Origin of the sequence: Streptomyces sp. NBC_01454 (assembly GCF_036227565.1) — a bacterium.
GTDB lineage: Bacteria > Actinomycetota > Actinomycetes > Streptomycetales > Streptomycetaceae > Streptomyces.
In genome coordinates this window covers 210,220-226,664 of record NZ_CP109461.1, presented here as the reverse complement: position 1 = coordinate 226,664, position 16,445 = coordinate 210,220, and the positions used below count along the sequence as shown (strand labels likewise).

The following is a 16,445-nucleotide window of genomic DNA, read 5'->3' as shown; positions in this document are numbered from 1 at the left end:
ATCCGCCTCTCCCTGAATACCCGGCTCGTCCGGCTCTCACTCCACGGTTTCCCGAACCCGTGTGGACACCATGCAGCCGTGCACCCAATTGGCCCCCTTGTGATCTGGCCGAGCCGACCGTGCCCAGCCTGCCGCGACTGCCGAGCAGGCCGGCGCTCTGTCGCCGGGCACCGGCCGGCTCAAGCAGCACCCGGGAAGTGGCCGCCCGATACCCATCGCTTTATGCCGGTGGGCGTGGCGAGCAGACACAGGCCGCCCGGATGGTGAAGATCAACCTGGGTGCGCTGGGTGCGCGCCTGTCGTCCCGGCCGGAAGCGGCCGGAGGCCCTGCGTCCGTATTCAACTCCAGGACACCCGGCGGGCGCAGGGCCGACTGGCCGAACTGCCGGCCGAGGCGAGACCGACTCCGGGCCGTATCACCGGACTGAGATTGTGCACGGCTGGACCGGGTTCCTGGAAGCCTTCGTGCACCTGGGCGACGGCAAGACCCGCATGAAGGACCTGACCACCTCGGTCGTCGCCCTGCTCGTGAGTGATCGCTGGTCACCAACCAGGTACGCGCCTACGACCTGCTGCGGAAGTTCGGCCGCGAGGCCACCCCACACCGCTCGGGCAGGCGTTCGCTGAGTACGGAAGCATCGCCAAGACCCTGCACCCGCTCGCCGTCGTCGCCCAGATCCGCGATGAGGACGTCGCCCGGCTCTCCCCGCTCGAGCACAAGAACCTCAACGTCCTGGGCCGCTACAACTTCACCGCCTCCCAGCCGGTCAGCGGCCTGCGCCCGCTGCGCGACCCGGATGCACCCGACCTCGACGATGACGACGACGGCACCGACGAATGACCCACAGGCCGCCGCGCCCGCCGCGGCAGACGGCCGACACCTGGGCGGCGACGGGTCGTTGAGCACAGCATGGCGAACTGCAGTTCGAGGAATTCCACCGGCAACGTGGCGCATGAGATGGTCCACGAGCTGGCGATGGCGACGCTCCACCAACCCGCCGCGAGGAGGCGGCTGCATGGAGCCGAGTCCTCCCTTCGACGCCAGCCCTGATCGAGATGTGCGACCTGCGTCAGGGACACGTCAGCGAGATCCGCGCACTCCTGGTGGCCATGGGTATGATGGACGAGGACTTTTCAGTCGCCGCGGAGCGGCGCCACCGAGTAGGGGGCCCGAGTAGGAACGGATCAGGGAACCGGCCGTCAAGGCCCGATGACACGACGAGACGAGTGCAACGAGGGCCAGGCGGCGAGGCAGCTGGAGTGCCGGTCACGACGTGGCGGCGGGCCCGGCACGTCGGTCTGATTCTGGAGTCGGATGTGTCGTCCTAGCAGCGGTCGCGGGCTGCGGTGGAGGCGATGGACGCCGACGCGGTGCGGGCTTCGGTGCCGTGGGAGCTGATCAGTCCATACCAGGCGTGAAACCGGATCGCGGAGGCTCTGGGCACACCGAACGAGCCGGACCAGGTGCTGGCGGTGTCGGCGTACGCGGTTGAACGGCTCATCTTGGCGCGGGCAAGCGTGCCGAAGGTCCCGGCCGCACATGACGTAGGCCCCTGCGCGGACCTGCCATACGCCCCTGATCAGGCGTCTTCGCACTCTCTACGCTGGGAGGCGTCCGAATCACCTCAGGCAACCGGCCTGGCTCTTGCGAACGGAATGCACTGCACACGGTGATACCTTCCGCCCCTGTGCCCTGGCGCATCGCATTGCCGCGCGGCGCGGCAGCCGTCCCCATCGCCCGCGCGATGGTCCAGAGCGCCCTGCAGGATCTGAGGGCGACGGTTGACCAGAACATTGCGATGCTGCTGACCGACGAGCTGGTGTCCAATGCCCTCAAGCACGGCACGGACCCCATCGAGCTGGTGGTGGAGCTGCAGCAGACGGGCTGCCGGATCGAGGTGCACGACGACGATCCGATGCTCATCGACGGGCTGCTCGGCGACCTGTTCCCCCGGTCGGGGCTGGGCAATGCGGTATTGGAGACGGCGCCGTACGGCTCTGGTCCGGCGCGGGCGGCGGAGGATAGCGGCACGGAGGGCGGGGCCACTGCCGAGGACGGGGTCCGCATGGCGGACAGAGTGCGTACGGCGGACGATCACCGCGCGGCTGATGACCGGCTTCCGGCGCAGTGTACGCACGGCCTGCCGCTGCTTCGTTCGCTGAGCGCCGACTGGGGTTGCCACCCGACGCCGCACAGCAAGACCTTCTGGTTCACCCTTCCCGGGCTACAGCGCCGGCGCCGGCAGTGGAGGCGGTGCCGACCCCGTTGGCCAGTTCCTGAGCCGCCAGCGCCCCTGCCCGAGTCACGAGCGGCGCCGGCGCTGTAGCACACCTAGTAGGGCTTGGTCATGTTGGTGCGGGGTCTGGCATGTCGCGGTGACAGGTGGGACAGGCGCCGGTCCAGATCACGAGGAGTATCTGCAGCTCGCGAACGATTCGGTAGAGGCTCAGGCCGACGCCGTCTCTTTTGGGGATCGGCTCAGTCGCTGAAGGGTGCAGAAGGCGTGCGCGACCGAGACGAGGGTGACGTGGTGGTGCCAGCCTGGCCAGGTTCGGCCTTCGAAGTGGGCCAGGCCCAGGGCCTGTTTCATCTCGCGGTAGTCGTTCTCGATGCGCCAGCGGAGCTTCGCGGTGCGCACGAGGACGGGCAACGAGGTGGTCTCAGGCAGGTTGGAGAGCCAGAACTGCACGGGCTCGTCCTGGTTGGCGGGCCATTCGGCCAGCAGCCAGCGGACCGGAAGCTCGGTGGCGGCTGTGGCCTTGCGGATCTCACGTCCGGCGGGCCGGACCCGCAGGGCCACGAAGCGCGAGTACATGCGCTTGTGTCCGCTGCGGCCACTGCCGGGCCGCGATCCCTCCCTCCACTGCACCGGTGTTGGGTGCCATTCAAAATCGTGACGGGTTTGCCATTCCCGATGGTGATGTTCGGGGATGAGAAGAGCCCGCCGGTGGGGTTCCGGCGGGCTGTTTGATCTTCATCGTGTCACTGGGATGTTGACGGTGCCTATGGTGGGCGCGGTCGTCATTCGGCGGTGACTTCGGCGACGGCGGCGCGGGCGCTGGTCTCGTCGACGATGGGCTTGCCCTCGGCGTAGGCGGACAGCAGGGCCTGGACGGCGAGGTTGTTGACGGCGCGGGGAAAGCCGCGGGCGGTGTCGTGGATCAGCGTGATCGCGTCGTCGGTGAACAGGGTGTCGCTGCGGCCGGCGAGCGCGAGGTGGTGGACCAGGTAGGAGGAGGTCTCCTCGCCGGTCATGGACGGCATGTTGTAGCGGACCTGGATCCTCTGGTCCAGGGCGGCCAGGACACCGAGTTTGATCTTGTGCCGCAGGGTCGGCTGGCCGATCAGCAGGCAGGCCAGCGGGCTGTTGGAATCCATCTCGTCGTTGGTCAGCATCCGGATCGCCTCCAGCTGCTCGTGGTCCAGGAGATGTGCCTCCTCGATGATCAGGATGGGGACGCGGCCGCGCTCGTTGTTCTCGGTGGCCAGCAGGGCGGTGGCCTGCGGGATCAGCGTCGACTTGTGCGGACGCGGGACGCCGCCCAGCGAGGCGACGATCGCGTGGTGGATCCCGGCGACGCCGACCGCGGGGTTCGCCAGGTAGATCACCTTGTGGCGGGGGTGGTCCAGCTGGGACAGCGACGCTCTGACCGCGACGGTCTTGCCCGCGCCGACCTCGCCGGTGATCACCCCCAGTGCGCGTTCGCCGATGCACCAGGTGATGCGGGCGACGGCCTGCGCGTGGGAGGAGTGCCGGTGCAGCATCGAGGGGGCCAGGTCCTTGTCGAAGGGCATGCGCGTGAAGCCCCAGTGCGCGGTCAGTTTGTCTATCAACGTCCGTCCGTCCTCTCCAAGTGGGCGATGCAGCGGTCCAGTTCGGCTGCGGCGTGTTCGGCCCGCCGGTGGAAGCGGACCGCGAGCCGCAAGGCCGGGCCGGTGACCCGGTGGTGGTCGAGCCTGCGGCCGGCCAGCCGCAGCGTCCGCTCCAGCAGCAGGCGGGCCGACGTCTCCTGGTCGTCGAGCTCGTCGAGCCGGTCCTGGACCGGGTTGCCGCTGGTCACGAGCCTTCCTCGGTCAGGTCGACGGCTTCGGTCGGTTGGGCCTGGCCGGGCAGGAAGACCTCGTAGTTGATCCGCTGCCCGAGTTCCCTGGTGCGCTCGGTGTCGATCAGGCAGAGGTAGTCGATCCCGGTCGGCGCCGGCGGGGCCGCGACGGGGGTCTCGGGCTTGGCCTTGGGGTGCGCGTGCCGGGTGATCTGGTGCGGGATGGCCTTGCCGAACGAGCGTCCGCCGAAGCGGACGTCGATGTCGGTCAGGTCGAAGGGGTCGAAGACGAGCTCGACCTGCCGGCCGACCAGCGAGGCGTCGACGTTGTAGGTGTTGGACTGGAGTGAGACCGTGGCGGTCTTGGCGACCTTCCGCAGCTCTGACCAGCGGAAAGCCTCCCTCAACGCGTCCGGGGTGGGGACCGGGAACGGGGCGCTGGCCATCCACCGCTCCAGCGGCTGCTGCCCCGTCTCGGAGTGCGCCCGCCGGTGATAGACCTGCTCGACCCAGGCTGTGAAGAGGCGATTGAGCATGGCCAGGTCGGTGACCTTCTCCGTGTCGACCTCGACCAGGAACTGTTCCCGGACAGTGCGGAAAAAGCGTTCGATCTTGCCCCTGCCCTGCGGGCGCCCCGGCGTCGAGTGGATCAGCTTGATCCCGAGCCTCGCGCAGGCTCTGAGCAGGGCGGAGTCCACGAACGCGGAGCCGTTGTCGACGTAGACGCCCTCGGGGACGCCGCGGGCGGCCAGTGCCGGCCGAAGCGCCGCCGCCAGTCGGACGCTGTCCTCGGCGCCGCCCCAGCGGTGCCCGACCACCGCCCGACTGTGGTCGTCGACGAACGCGAAGAGATAAGCCTTGTGACCTGCGATCTTCGGCCCGTGGAGGGCATCCCCGACCCAGAGCTCATTCGGCCGGTTCGCCTCGAACCGGCCGAACGCCTCCGGCGCCTGCCCGTCGGGGCGGGTCAGCAGTTCCAGGCGCTGAAGGTGCCGGTGGACGGTGCGGTAGGACGGGCCCCAGCCCAGGTGCTGCTGCAGGATCCGCACCACCTGCGCGGTCGACCGGCTCGGATTCTCCCGCTTCAAGGCCGCTGCCAGGTCCAGCACCTCCTCCGGCGTGCGCGGGGTGACCTGCCGGGTCGGCGGCAGCAGCGCGTCGAAACCGCCCTCACGCCAGAGCTTGAGCCAGCGATCCACCGTCCCGCGCGTGATCTTGACCGGCTTCCCGAACGGATCGGTGTGCACCCGGGCAGCGATCGCGCGGACCATCGCCCCGCGCTGGCGCGGGCTCAGGGCAGCGTCAGCCGCCTCGCGGATCAACTGGTAACGGAACAAGGCGACTTGGTGGGCCCGTTCGGCCCGCCGTCGCTCCTCCTCATCGACCAACGCCATCCGGCGCCCTCCTGAAACGGCTGTGGACATGCCAGCCGCCAGGATGAGCCGAGCCCGACGATCTTCGTCAGGGTCAGCTCGTGTTGATCGTTTCGGAGGTCAGGCCGGAGGCCAGCCCGGCGCCAGCAGGCGGCCGTGGCAGGCCGCCGACACCAGCAACCAGGTAGGCACCTTCAACTTCCCGAGCCTCGCCCTCGCGGCGAACGCGAACCCCGTCACCGCACTGACCGCGTCAGCGACCGCCGTCCCGGCCGGGGCCGGCAGGACCGCGGCCGGGTCGTCCGCCAGCGCGACCAGCCACGCGGTGAACACCGCCGTCGCCCGGACCGCCCGCCGCGACCAGCACCGCAGCCAGCCCCGCACTGTCGTCACCGGCCTGCCCAGCCGCCCGGCGATCCGCCGGCAGCCCCAGCCGGCTGCCGCGAGCTCCAGCCCGGCCCCGACGACCTCAGCCGTGTCCGCGCGTCTGACCAGGGACAACGCTGGAAGCAGGATGTGCGTCGCCTCGCAGGAGCGGCACCTTGAGGTGACCCCCGGAGTGTGGACACAGGGGTTCATGCTGCGAGTGAGAGTTTAGCTGTCTTGTGGTGCTGCTGTTCGAACTCCATTGGGGAGAGGTAGCCCAGGGCGCTGTGGCGGCGGCGGGCGTTGTAGTAGGTGAGCCACTGGAATATCTCCAGCCTCGCCTGCCGCATCGTCAAGAACAGTTTCCCGTACATCGTTTCTCGCTTCAGGCCCTGCCAGAAACTCTCGGCCAGGGCGTTGTCGTAACTTGAGCCGACCCTGCCCATGCTCCTGCGGATGCCGTACCGGTCGCAGACCTGGGCGAACGCGGCCGAGGTGTACTGCGACCCGCGGTCCGCGTGGAAGATCACTCCGGCCACGTTGCCGCCGCGGGCGGCGACCGCGTTCTGGAGCGCGTCGATGACGAGTTCGGCCCGCATGTGCGGGGCCATCGACCAGCCGAGCACCCGGCGGGACCGGATGTCCACGACGCAGGCGAGGTAGAGCCACGTTGCTCCGACCTGCACGTATGTGATGTCACCGCACCACTTCTCGTCCAGATCGCCGGCGGTGAAGTCCCGCCGGACCAGGTCCGGCACCGGCGGCGCGAGGCGGTCTGGAGTCGTGGTGCGCTTCTTCTTGCGCAGGTGGCGGCCGACGATGTCGTGCTTGCGCATCAGCCGCGCGACCCGCTTGCGGTTGACCGTGTGGCCGAAGCCGCGCAGCTCGGCGTGGACCCGCAACGCGCCGTAGTTCCCGCGGTGTTCGGCGTGGATCTCGCGGATCTCGGCGACCAGCGTGTCCTCGGCGGCCTGCTGCACGGCCCGCGCTTCGGCGCCGGCGATCCACCCGTAGTAGCCCGAGCGGGAGACCTCCAGCACCCGGCATATCCGCTTGACGCCGAACATCTCGGCATGGGCGGAGACGAAGTCCCAAGCGGCGGTCTTCACTTCATCTCCCGGGCAAAATACGCCGCTGCCCGGCGCAGGATCTCCCGCTCCAGCTGCCATTCCTTCTCGTTCTTCAGCAGCCGGGCGTTCTCCGCCCGCAGCCGCGCCAGCTCGCCCTCCGCGCCATCCGACGCGCCAGCGGCGGCCGACGGTGCGTCCATGTCGCGCACCCAGGTCCGCAGCGTCTCGGGGTTGACGTTCAGATCGGCCGCGACGTCCTTGAACGTCCGCCTGCCGGCCGAAGCCCGCCACAACGCGATCGCGTCGGACCGGAACTCCGCACTGTACTTCGAGGGCCGTGCCACAGAGATCTACACCTTCCAGGATCAACAAGATCCATTGTCAGGTGTGTCCACATCACGGGGATCACCTCATTCAGGACATGATCACGGTGCCGCCCAGCACCCAGAAGATCAATTACCTTCTTGTGAACTCTTCCTCATCAACATCACCAATGGCACAACACTGCCCGTTCGTCAGCATGTTGAGTGACTATCTACAACCGGCCGCGCGGAAGATTTACCGGCCGCGATGACCAGGCTCTTCACCCTCTGTGCTGGCTCGGGGTAGGCAGGAGCCGGCCGTCGGCCCCGGTCGGGGAAGGCCGGGGTGCACGGCTGCGCGTCCTCGGGTTGCGCGGTGGTCGTGGTCGAGATGCCCACCACGTAGTCGAGGCCGCGTTCTTCCAGACCGAGCCGGAAGGCGGCGGTGTCCCCGTAGCCGCCGTCGGCGATGACCTGGGGCACCTCGATGCCCCAGGACCGCGTCTCGTCGATCATGTCGAGGGCCAGCTGCCACTTCTCGACATGGCCGACCTGGGCGGGGATAGCGCACTTGTCACGACGGGCCACCTTGGCCGGATCGGCCTTCGGTGAGGCGGGATCCCAGCTCCCGGGCAGGAACAGACGCCAGTTCACCGCCGCCGAGGCGCCGTTGGAAGCCAGGTGCAGCGAGACCCCGGCCTGGCAGTTGGTGACCTTGCCCGCGGTGCCGGTGTACTGCCTGGTCACGCACGCGGACGCGTCCCCGTCCTTGAGGAACCCGGTGTCATCGATGATCAACGCGGTGGGTTTGACGACCGGCTGCATACGCCAGGCCAGACGGGCCCGCACATGCGCCGCATCCCACGGGCTGGAGGTGACGAAGTGGGCCAGGGCCTGCCGGTTCCCGTCCTCGCCCAGGCGGGCGGCCATCGGCTCCACCGACTTGCGCCCGCCGTCCAGCAGCAGGCCCCGCAGATAGACCCCGCCCCACCGTCGCTGATCCGCCCGCGCGAACGGCTCGAACATCTCCGCCGCGAAGTCCTCCAGATCACACCGGACCGCAGCCAACTCCCCACTCAGCACACACGGTCAACGACACGACCGATCAAGAAGACACGCCATCAAGGACCGCACATGACCAAGCCCTACTAGGAGTTGTCGTCAAATGTCACGCCCACATCAGGAGCGATGCGAGGGTGACGGCTGCTTGGTAGGACTCGGCGGTCTTGTCGTACCGGGTCGCGATGCCTCGCCACTGCTTCAGGCGGTTGAAGCACCGTTCCACGACGTTGCGACGCTTGTAGAGCTGCTTGTCGAAGGCCGGCGGGCGCCCGCCGTGGCTGCCGCGCCGGAGCCGGTTGCGGATCTGGTCGGCCCGCTCGGGGATGGTGTGGCCGATGCCGCGCCGTCGCAGCCAGGTGCGGATGGCTTTGGAACTGTAGCCCTTGTCGCCCAGCACATGGGCGGGCCGCACGCGGGGCCGTCCCGGGCCGATACGGGGCACCCGTATCGCTTCCATCACGGCGGTGAACTGGGTGCAGTCGTTGGTGTTGCCGCCCGTCACGGTGAACGCGAGCGGGCGGCCGAAGGCGTCGCAGGCGAGATGAATCTTGCTGGTCAGGCCGCCTCGGGAGCGTCCGAGGCCGGGGCTGCGAAGCCCCCTTTTCGGGCCCCAGCGGCGTGCTGGTGAGCGCGGACGACGGTGGAGTCGACCGACACCAGCCAGTCGACATGCCCCACTGCGTCCGCCTGCGCCTGGGCGGTCTTGAGCATCCGCTCGAAGGTGCCGTCCGCCGCCCACCGGCGGAAGCGGGTGTGTAGCGTGGCCCACGGCCCGTACCGCTCGGGCACATCCCGCCAGGCCGTCCCGGTGCGGAACTTCCACACGATCCCGTTGAGGATCCTTCGGTCGTCCAACCTCTTCCGCCCCCGCAAGGACGCGGGCAGCAGCGGCCGGACGAACTCCCACTCGGCATCGGACAGTTCATGGCGACGTATCACCCAACCATGATCCACTACTCAAGATCATTTGAAGACACGACCTAGGTAATCCAGCAGCGTTTCTCCATTTGTGCTGGTCAGAGTGCCTGTTTAGAGTCTAGTGGGCTGATGTCGCGTCAGGTTGGCGGTCGTTCGTTACTCACCTGATCGGGGTGCGTGCGGCGTTGGTAGTGGCAGGTGCGGGCGATGGCTTGGTGGTGGCGTCGCCAGTTGGACCAGTGGAGTCTGTGCTCGGGGCGCAAGGATCGCGGTGGTCGTCCCTTCGGGGAACGGGCAAGGTCCAGGAGTCGCCGGATAGCAGCCACGGTGGGGGCGCGAGGGCGATCGAACCGATTCTTCGGCCCCCCTTTCGAAGGCGCGGGTGGCCATCGCGGCAAGGAAGGCATGGGCGAGCATGGCGAGGGTGGTGTGTCGGTACCAACCGACATAGCGGCGGACTCCGTACTGGTCCAGGCCGCATTCGTTCTTCGCGGCCTGGAAGCATTCCTCGATGGCCCAGCGGGAGCTGGCCAAGCGCACCAGTTCTGCTATGGTCGTCTCGCAGGGGGAGTAGGCGAGGTAATAGGCGAACTCGTCGGGTCGGCTCAGGCTGCGGCGGGCGAGCACCCAGCGATGATGGGTGGGCTGCCCACTGCCGGGGGACGCGGCCTCGGGCAGCTTTGCGGCGGCCCAGTCGTAGACACGCGGGCCCTTGCCCCTTCCTCGCACGAGAGTCGTTCCCATGCCTCATCCGGGGCACCGGTCAGCAGGTGATCGATGCGTCAGCTCCCGATCTGGTACTTGACCTGCTGGCACTTCGGCACTGCCAGAACATAGCCGACCCCCGCCTCTTCCAGGGTGTCGCGGAAACGCCACTCCTGTCCGTAGGCGGCGTCCGCAGTGACCCAGGCGATGGGCAGAGCGGACGCCAGGGCACGCAGGACAGCCGTGCGGGCCAGCTCCGGCTTGGTGGCGAACGCCCGGGCAGCGGGAATCTTCGCCGCACGGCACCGGTTCGGATCCTCGGTCCAGGACTTGGGTGGATACAACTCGCGGTCCACTAACGCCGTCCCTTCGAAGAGGCGTGGGCGGCGAACACGCCGATCTGACAGTTCTCGGTGCGGCCCGCGGTGCCCGAATATTGCCGCTGGACCCCGGCCGACGTGATGCCCTTCTTCAGGAAACCGGTGTCATCAAGGATCAGGACTCCGTCCGAGCGGCCCAGGGGCTGAGCGACGTACCCCTGCAAGTCGTCGCGGACCTCGTCGGGCTCCCACCGGCACGACGCGAGGAGTAATTGCAGCCCGTCAGGGGTCTCTTGGCCGACATACTCGGCCAGCTGGTGAGGTCGGACCGGGGCGCCCGGCCGACGTTGCCGTCGGTGGGTTTCCCCGGCCCGCCTCCCGAACCGGACGTGCCCGATTTCCAGGCATCCGGCTCTCCACAAGCCCTCTCAGACAACCGCTTCGCGCGCGGTCCCGCTGGGCCACGGTGAGGGGATCTTGGTTCCGCGATACAGGTAGCGGTTGGTCCGCACCTTTGCGGTCTTGAACAAGACCACCTCGCCATCGGCGGGCCACCATCGGCCCACACAGTAACAACGGCGCATGGTCTTCCAGTTGGTCCGGCGATGTTTGCGCCGCAGCCATCCGAAGACCTGTCGCCAGGTGAAGGCCGACAGGTACTGGAAGGTCGCGGACGACACGCCGTGCCGGAAGTACGCCGTCCAGCCCCGCAGCACCGGGTTGAGCTGGTGCAGCACGACTGCCAACGGCAGGTTTGTGTCCTGTCTGCACAACGTCTTGACCTTCTCCTTGACGGCCTGGAGGGCCTTCTTGGAGGGGTAGAGGTAGACGTAGTACCTCTGGGTTCCGCGCTTGCGATGACGTTGGAGACGCCACCCGAGGAAGTCCAGACCCTCATCGATGTGGGTGATCGCTGTCTTCTCCACCGACAGGCGCAAGCCCATCGGCGCGAGGACCGCCGCCACCTCGGCACGCATCCTCTCGGCATCGTCACGGGTCCCGGTCACAGCGATCAGGAGGTGAGTCGGCGGCGGGAATCTCACCCGCCGCCGCTCTCAGAGGACGGTTCGTGAGTCTTCGGGTGGTTCTGTCGTCGCCTGATGGTGTGGGTGCGGACTGAAACCCGCTGTCCACGGTCGTTGTTCTGGTGATCTGATGAGGTGACTGAACGTAAGCCGTACCCGAGTGACTTATCGGACGGGCAGTGGGCGCTGATCGAGCCGGTGATCACGGCGTGGAAGAGCCGGCATCGCTCGGTCAGCGGCCACCAGGGCGCCTATGCGATGCGGGAGATCGTGAACGCGATCCTCTACCAGGGCCGGACCGGCTGCCAGTGGGCCTACCTCCCGAACGACCTGCCGCCCAAGAGCGCGACGTACTACTACTTCGCCGTCTGGCGGGACGACGGGACCGACCGGGTCATCCACGAGCTCCTGCGCTGCCAGGTCCGCGAGCGGGCCCGCCGATTAGAGGACCCGACCCTGGTGGTGCTGGACACGCAGAGTGTCCACGCGGCGGCCGGGGTCCCCGCCTCCACGAGCGGCCGCGACGCCGCGAAGCGCGTCCCAGGCCGCAAGCGGGGCCTGGCCGTGGACGTGCTCGGGCTGGTCATCGCGGTAGTCGTCCTCGCCGCGAGCGCGCACGACAACGCCGCCGGCATCGCTCTGCTCGGCCAGGTTGCCGAGAACACCGGCAACACCGTCGAGAAGGCCCTGGTCGACCAGGGCTTCAAGACCGCCGTGGTCGCCCACGGCACCACGCTCGGTATCGACGTGGAGATCGTCCAACGCAACCCTCAGGACATCGGTTTCGTCCCGCAGCCGAAGCGCTGGAGGGTCGAGCAGACCTACGGAATCCTGATACTGCACCGGCGCCTGGTCCGCGACTACGAACACCGCCCGGCCTCCTCGGCCTCCCGCGTCTACTGGGCCATGACCCACGTGATGGCCCGCCGGCTCACCGGAGAGAACACCCCCACCTGGCGCGACCCGCGAGTGATTGCCGCGTGAACCTCCAGCCCCTCCTCGATGCCCTCGGCATCCAGGAAGACGCCGCCCGGGCCCTGGCCGACGACCTCCGCGGGCAGATCACCGAACTGCACAACCGCCTTCGGGAAGCCGAGACCCGTCTCGAACACCTCACGATCACACGACAGACCGTCACCAGCCTCACCGACCGGCTCCCGGCCGGCCCACCGGACCTGCCCGAGCACCCGGACTACTCCCGCATCCTCAGCGTCTTCAACGATGCGACCGGCCCTCTACGAGCTCGGGACATCTGCGAAGCCCTTGACCACGAACCGCTGCCGAAGAACATCGAGGGCACCCGCGCAAAACTGAAACGCCTGGTCAAGCTCGACATCCTCACCGAAGCCGACACCGGCAGCTTCACCAGGAAGCAGTAGCCCGCACCAGGCCTCGCCTGGAAACCGACATCACCTTACGAACCGCCCTCTGAAACGGTCAGTTAGGCCGGCTGAGACGACCGTGAGCTGCAGCGGCTGAGGGGCGTTCACTTGGTAGTCTCCTCGGAGTTCTCGCGGTCCTGTGCGGCCTACGCGGTGCGGTGGGCGAGCAGGGAGGCGTGGGTGGGGGCCTCCGGAACATGACTGGGGCGTGCGGAGGCGAACTCCTTGCGCAGTGCGGGTATGACGTCCTCGCCGAGGAGGTCGAGTTGTTCCAGGACGGTCTTCAGTGGCAGCCCGGCGTGGTCGATGGCGAAGAGTTGGCGCTGGTAGTCGCCGTAGTGGTCGCGGAAGGTCAGGGTCTTGTCGATGACTTCCTGTGGGCTGCCGACGGTGAGCGGGGTCTGCTCCATGTACTCCTCCATCGTCGGGCCGTGGCCGTAGACGGGGGCGTTGTCGAAGTAGGGGCGGAACTCGCGTACGGCGTCCTGGGAGTTCTTGCGGATGAAGACATGGCCGCCGAGCCCGACGATGGCCTGCTCCTCAGTGCCGTGGCCGTAGTAGGCGTAGCGCTCGCGGTAGAGGCTGATCAGGCGCTGGAAGTGCTCCTTGGGCCAGAAGATGTTGTTGGCGAAGAAGCCGTCGCCGTAGTACGCGGCTTGTTCGGCGATCTCGGGGCTGCGGATCGAGCCGTGCCAGACGAACGGCGGGATGCCGTCCAGCGGCCGTGGGGTCGAGGTGAACCCCTGGAGGGGGATGCGGAAGCGGCCCTGCCAGTCGACGACCTTCTCGCGCCACAGCTGGTGGAGCAGCGCGTAGTTCTCGATGGCGAGGGGGATGCCCTGGCGGATGTCCTGTCCGAACCAGGGGTAGACCGGTCCGGTGTTGCCGCGGCCCATCATCAGGTCCACCCGCCCGTCGGCCAGGTGCTGGAGCATCGCGAAGTCTTCGGCGATCTTCACCGGGTCGTTGGTGGTGATCAGCGTGGTCGAGGTGGAGAGGATGAGCCGGCTGGTCTGCGCGGCGATGTGGCCGAGCATGGTGGTCGGCGAGGACGGGACGAACGGCGGGTTGTGGTGCTCGCCGGTCGCGAAGACGTCGAGGCCGACCTCTTCGGCCTTGAGCGCGATCGCGACCATCGACTTGATCCGCTCGTGTTCGGTCGGTGTCCTGCCGGTGGTGGGGTCGGTGGTGAGGTCGCCGATGGTGAAGATGCCGAACTGCATTGCGCCCTCCCGGGCAAGCGATAGGCTTTGTTGGGCAAGAGAGGAAAGGGTGGTGGACCGGGTGGGGTGTGAGGTTGCGGGCGTGTGCCTCCCGGCGGGGCCCCGCCTCCCGGCGGGGCCCCGCCTCCCGGCGGGGCCCCGCCTCCCGGCGGGGCCCCGCCTCCCGGCGGGGCCCCGCCTCCCGGCGGGGCCCCGCCTCCCGGCGGGGCCCCGCCGGGCCGGGTCGAGAACCTGGTGGAGCCATCGCGGTTGCGGGGCGGGCCGGGCCCGCCCCGCACCTCTTCGATCACGAAGTCGCAGATCAGGTTGGATCTGCATCGCGTCGGTGCGCCGCCCGGGTGAGGGTGGTCCCGGGTGCCGCGGTTCATATCGCGCGGGATCACTGCTGGGGCATGAGGCCCATCACGATCGAGATGATCTTGTTGCCGCGCTCGCTGGTCCAGCTTCCGGCCAGTTCGGCCAGGAGCTGGTTGGTGGAGGTGATGGTGGCCCCGGCGTTCTCCATGCGGCGGATGGAGATCTCGTCGGCCATCTTCGAGGGGGAGCCGCCGGCGTCGGCGACGACCTGGACCTGGTAGCCCTCCCGCAGTGCGGTCAGAGTGGGGAAGACGGTGCACACGTCGTTGGTGACGCCTGCGATGATCAGGTTCTTGCGGCCGGCGGCCTTGACCGCGGCGGCGAAGTTCTCGTCGTCGAAAGCGTTGACGACACCCTGGCGCTTGATGCGCGCGGCGAACTCCTCCGGGGCGATCTCCTCGAGCTCGGCCAGCAGGGGACCCTGGGCGTACTCCTCCATGGAGGAGGTGACGACCACGGGGATGTCCAGAGCCTTGGCGGCCTTTGCCAAGGCGAGGGCGTTGGCCTTCATCTCGTCGAAGGGGATGGAACCGACCCATCCCATGGTGCCGACCTGGTGGTCGATGAGCAGCATCGCCGTGTTGTCGGCGGTGAAGGGCTGTGCGGTCATGAGGGGACTTCTCCTGAGTTGTCGGACTGCCGTCCGGGCGGTTGTACGGATCGGCCGGGGCTCCCGTCGGAGCAATTGCTTTGCCGACCAACCTATTGTCTCCAGCGTACGGCACCCGGGATCTATTCCCAAGGAACGCGCAAGGCGAAATCCGGTCCGATTGAGGACGCCGCGCAGATCCGGGACCGTCACCGCGGCCTGGGCCTGGAGGCGGGTGCCGAAGACGTGCCGCCAGTAGCGGCGGGCGATCGGCAGGTCTTCGGCGTAGGTGACCAGCGGGAGTTCCTGCAGGGCGTTCGGCAGCTCCTGCCCCGTCAGCTGCTCCGCCCACGGGCGAGCCGCGACCAGGACGAACTCCTCGTCGGCGAGCGGTTCGGCGTGCAGGGAGCGGATGCGGGGGCGCTGGGTGGTGACGAGGAGATCGTGGCGGCCGGCGCGCAGCTCGTCCAGCAGCTGGGCGGTCAGCCCGGTGGTCACCCGCAGCCGGACGCCGTCGGCTGTGAGGGGAGCCAGCACTGCGAGCAGGACGGTGCACAGGAACTCTGCTGGTCCCGCGAGGTACACCGATGCCGCGACGGGGCCGGGCGTCTCGCCGGCGACGTGCGCGAGCTGGTCGAGCGGGGCGGACAGCTGTGCGGCGAACTCGTCCGCGAAGGGGAACGGGGTGACGCCGCGGGCGCGGCGTTCGAACAGCTCGCGGTCGAGACGGCCCATTCGGCGCTCGCCGGAGAATGGCGGCCCTCCATGCAGCGGCGCGCCGAGATGCGGCCCCTGCCCGGACGCCGGCCAGGCGCGGGTCCAGGTCAGACGTCGAGGGGGCGCGACGGGGAGTGCCGTGACGACGGAGGCACCGTCAGTCCTCGCCGCACGGCCGGGGCGTTAGGTCCCCTTCCCGCCATCCGACCGGACCCGGAAAATCATGGTTGAAGTGCAGTAATGCGGAACCCGGCTCCTCGTCGGGCCGAGGTCCGGCATGACGGTTCCCGGCATCCTCCAGCCCGCAGCTCCACGGGGCTTCCGGCTCTGCGGTGAGCGGCTCGCAGGCCGGCGGCCCCTGCCCGTCGCCTTTGCCGGCGACCAGGCGGAAGCCGGGTACACTCCGGTGCTGCGGCACCGCCTCCAGCGCCTGCCGCCGGACCGGATAGGTCAGGACGCCGCCGTCGGCAAGGGACCGGGCGAGGGCGTCAGGGGGTGGCCGAGGGGCGGTCGACGGAATCGGTGGCGGACGGCGCGGTCGTCAGGTTCGCCTCGATCCGGGCCAGCAGACGCATCGCCTGGTCGCACTCCTCGTCCGTGAACCCTGCTGCGGTGACCTGTTCCAGATCGCGCCATGCCTGGGTGACTCGGTCGCGCAGAGCCTGGCCCGCGCGGGTGGCGCTCACGACGACGGCCCGGCGGTCGACGGGGGAAGGCTTGCGGGTGACGAAGCCGGACTGCTCCAGGCGCTGCAGCATCTTGGTGACGGTCGACGGATCCAGACCGAGCGTTTTGATCAAGTCCATCTGGCGCTCCTCACCGCGTTCCCACAGCTGCATCATCAGCAGTTCCTGCCCCGGATACAGGCCGGTCTCACGCAGCAGACTGCCGGCCGTTATCCGGTGCACGCGGGCAGCACGGAAGATGGCCTCGCTCATCGGAGCGCCGGCGACGGTCGGTACATGGTCTCGCCCATGTACCGGTTCGGATGC

The 16,445-nt window shown here is 68.6% G+C and carries 14 protein-coding genes and 5 pseudogenes; 4 read left to right on the top strand and 15 right to left on the bottom strand.

All coding sequences use genetic code 11. The features are described 5' to 3' along the window. Positions 1–536 precede the first annotated feature (536 nt). Positions 537–841 (top strand): annotated as a pseudogene (locus tag OIU81_RS37710) (Tn3 family transposase); the annotation flags it as partial. A gap of 484 nt (positions 842–1,325) precedes the next feature. On the opposite strand, the gene OIU81_RS37705 reads toward OIU81_RS37710, so the two are convergent. Continuing rightward, entirely contained in the window at positions 1,326–1,502 is a 177-nt protein-coding gene (locus OIU81_RS37705; RefSeq protein WP_329142613.1) for a hypothetical protein, read from the bottom strand. A gap of 186 nt (positions 1,503–1,688) precedes the next feature. Between OIU81_RS37705 and OIU81_RS42560 the strand changes: the two genes are divergently transcribed. Beyond that, complete coding sequence (locus OIU81_RS42560) at positions 1,689–2,327, top strand: ATP-binding protein (RefSeq protein ID WP_443073906.1); 639 nt, start codon at positions 1,689–1,691, stop codon at positions 2,325–2,327. A gap of 120 nt (positions 2,328–2,447) precedes the next feature. Here the strand turns inward: OIU81_RS42560 and OIU81_RS37695 are convergent. From OIU81_RS37695 to OIU81_RS37640, 10 genes and pseudogenes are all read right to left on the bottom strand, one after another. Beyond that, a pseudogene (locus OIU81_RS37695) lies at positions 2,448–2,876 on the bottom strand (transposase); the annotation flags it as partial. A gap of 146 nt (positions 2,877–3,022) precedes the next feature. Continuing rightward, on the bottom strand, positions 3,023–3,796 hold the full coding sequence (locus tag OIU81_RS37690) for an ExeA family protein (protein ID WP_443074900.1): 774 nt from the start codon (positions 3,794–3,796) through the stop codon (positions 3,023–3,025). Positions 3,797–3,831: 35 nt separating this feature from the next. Then, entirely contained in the window at positions 3,832–4,062 is a 231-nt protein-coding gene (locus tag OIU81_RS37685) for a hypothetical protein (RefSeq protein WP_329142553.1), read from the bottom strand. Further along, positions 4,059–5,438, bottom strand: a complete 1,380-nt coding sequence (locus tag OIU81_RS37680; protein ID WP_329142554.1) for a DDE-type integrase/transposase/recombinase — start codon at positions 5,436–5,438, stop codon at positions 4,059–4,061. Before OIU81_RS37680 ends, OIU81_RS37685 begins: the two co-directional genes overlap by 4 nt. Positions 5,439–5,537: 99 nt before the next feature. Then, a complete protein-coding gene (locus OIU81_RS37675) occupies positions 5,538–5,918 on the bottom strand; it encodes a helix-turn-helix domain-containing protein (protein WP_329142555.1) in 381 nt (126 codons plus the stop codon). Between the two features lie 74 nt (positions 5,919–5,992). Then, positions 5,993–7,197, bottom strand: a protein-coding gene (locus tag OIU81_RS37670; RefSeq protein WP_329142551.1) for an IS3 family transposase whose coding sequence is annotated in 2 segments (ribosomal slippage) — positions 5,993–6,957 and positions 6,957–7,197 — 1,206 coding nt in all. Because the reading frame shifts where the segments join, the coding sequence is not laid out codon by codon here. 195 nt (positions 7,198–7,392) lie between these two features. Next, positions 7,393–8,238: pseudogene (locus OIU81_RS37665) on the bottom strand (IS701 family transposase); the annotation flags it as partial. 85 nt (positions 8,239–8,323) lie between these two features. Next, a protein-coding gene (locus tag OIU81_RS37660) for an IS5 family transposase (protein WP_443074114.1) occupies positions 8,324–9,153 on the bottom strand; the annotation gives its coding sequence in 2 pieces (ribosomal slippage) (positions 8,324–8,817 and positions 8,817–9,153; 831 coding nt in all). Positions 9,154–9,486: 333 nt separating this feature from the next. After that, a pseudogene (locus tag OIU81_RS42555) lies at positions 9,487–10,582 on the bottom strand (IS701 family transposase); the annotation flags it as partial. A 6-nt stretch (positions 10,583–10,588) separates the two neighbouring features. Continuing rightward, the gene (locus OIU81_RS37640; protein WP_329332006.1) at positions 10,589–11,167 is read right to left on the bottom strand and encodes a group II intron maturase-specific domain-containing protein; all 579 of its coding nucleotides are present in this window, start codon (positions 11,165–11,167) and stop codon (positions 10,589–10,591) included. A gap of 153 nt (positions 11,168–11,320) precedes the next feature. Here OIU81_RS37640 and OIU81_RS37635 point away from each other — a divergent pair, with 153 nt between their 5' ends. Both OIU81_RS37635 and OIU81_RS37630 read left to right on the top strand, forming a co-directional pair. Further along, positions 11,321–12,169, top strand: a complete 849-nt coding sequence (locus OIU81_RS37635) for an IS5 family transposase (RefSeq protein WP_329142619.1) — start codon at positions 11,321–11,323, stop codon at positions 12,167–12,169. Further along, positions 12,166–12,564, top strand: coding sequence for a hypothetical protein (locus OIU81_RS37630; protein WP_329142620.1), 399 nt, complete (start codon positions 12,166–12,168; stop codon positions 12,562–12,564). The genes OIU81_RS37635 and OIU81_RS37630 overlap by 4 nt, the downstream gene beginning before the upstream one ends. Before the next feature lie 149 nt (positions 12,565–12,713). On the opposite strand, the gene OIU81_RS37625 is transcribed toward OIU81_RS37630, so the two are convergent. The 4 genes and pseudogenes from OIU81_RS37625 to OIU81_RS37610 form a co-directional block, all read right to left on the bottom strand. Then, entirely contained in the window at positions 12,714–13,790 is a 1,077-nt protein-coding gene (locus OIU81_RS37625; RefSeq protein WP_329142621.1) for an LLM class flavin-dependent oxidoreductase, read from the bottom strand. A gap of 379 nt (positions 13,791–14,169) precedes the next feature. Next, positions 14,170–14,757: an isochorismatase family protein gene (locus OIU81_RS37620; protein ID WP_329154821.1), complete on the bottom strand. Its 588-nt coding sequence runs from the start codon at positions 14,755–14,757 to the stop codon at positions 14,170–14,172. Positions 14,758–14,943: 186 nt separating this feature from the next. After that, a pseudogene (locus OIU81_RS37615) lies at positions 14,944–15,471 on the bottom strand (LysR substrate-binding domain-containing protein); the annotation flags it as partial. A 470-nt stretch (positions 15,472–15,941) separates the two neighbouring features. Further along, positions 15,942–16,391: a MarR family winged helix-turn-helix transcriptional regulator gene (locus OIU81_RS37610; RefSeq protein ID WP_329142622.1), complete on the bottom strand. Its 450-nt coding sequence runs from the start codon at positions 16,389–16,391 to the stop codon at positions 15,942–15,944. Positions 16,392–16,445 lie beyond the last annotated feature (54 nt).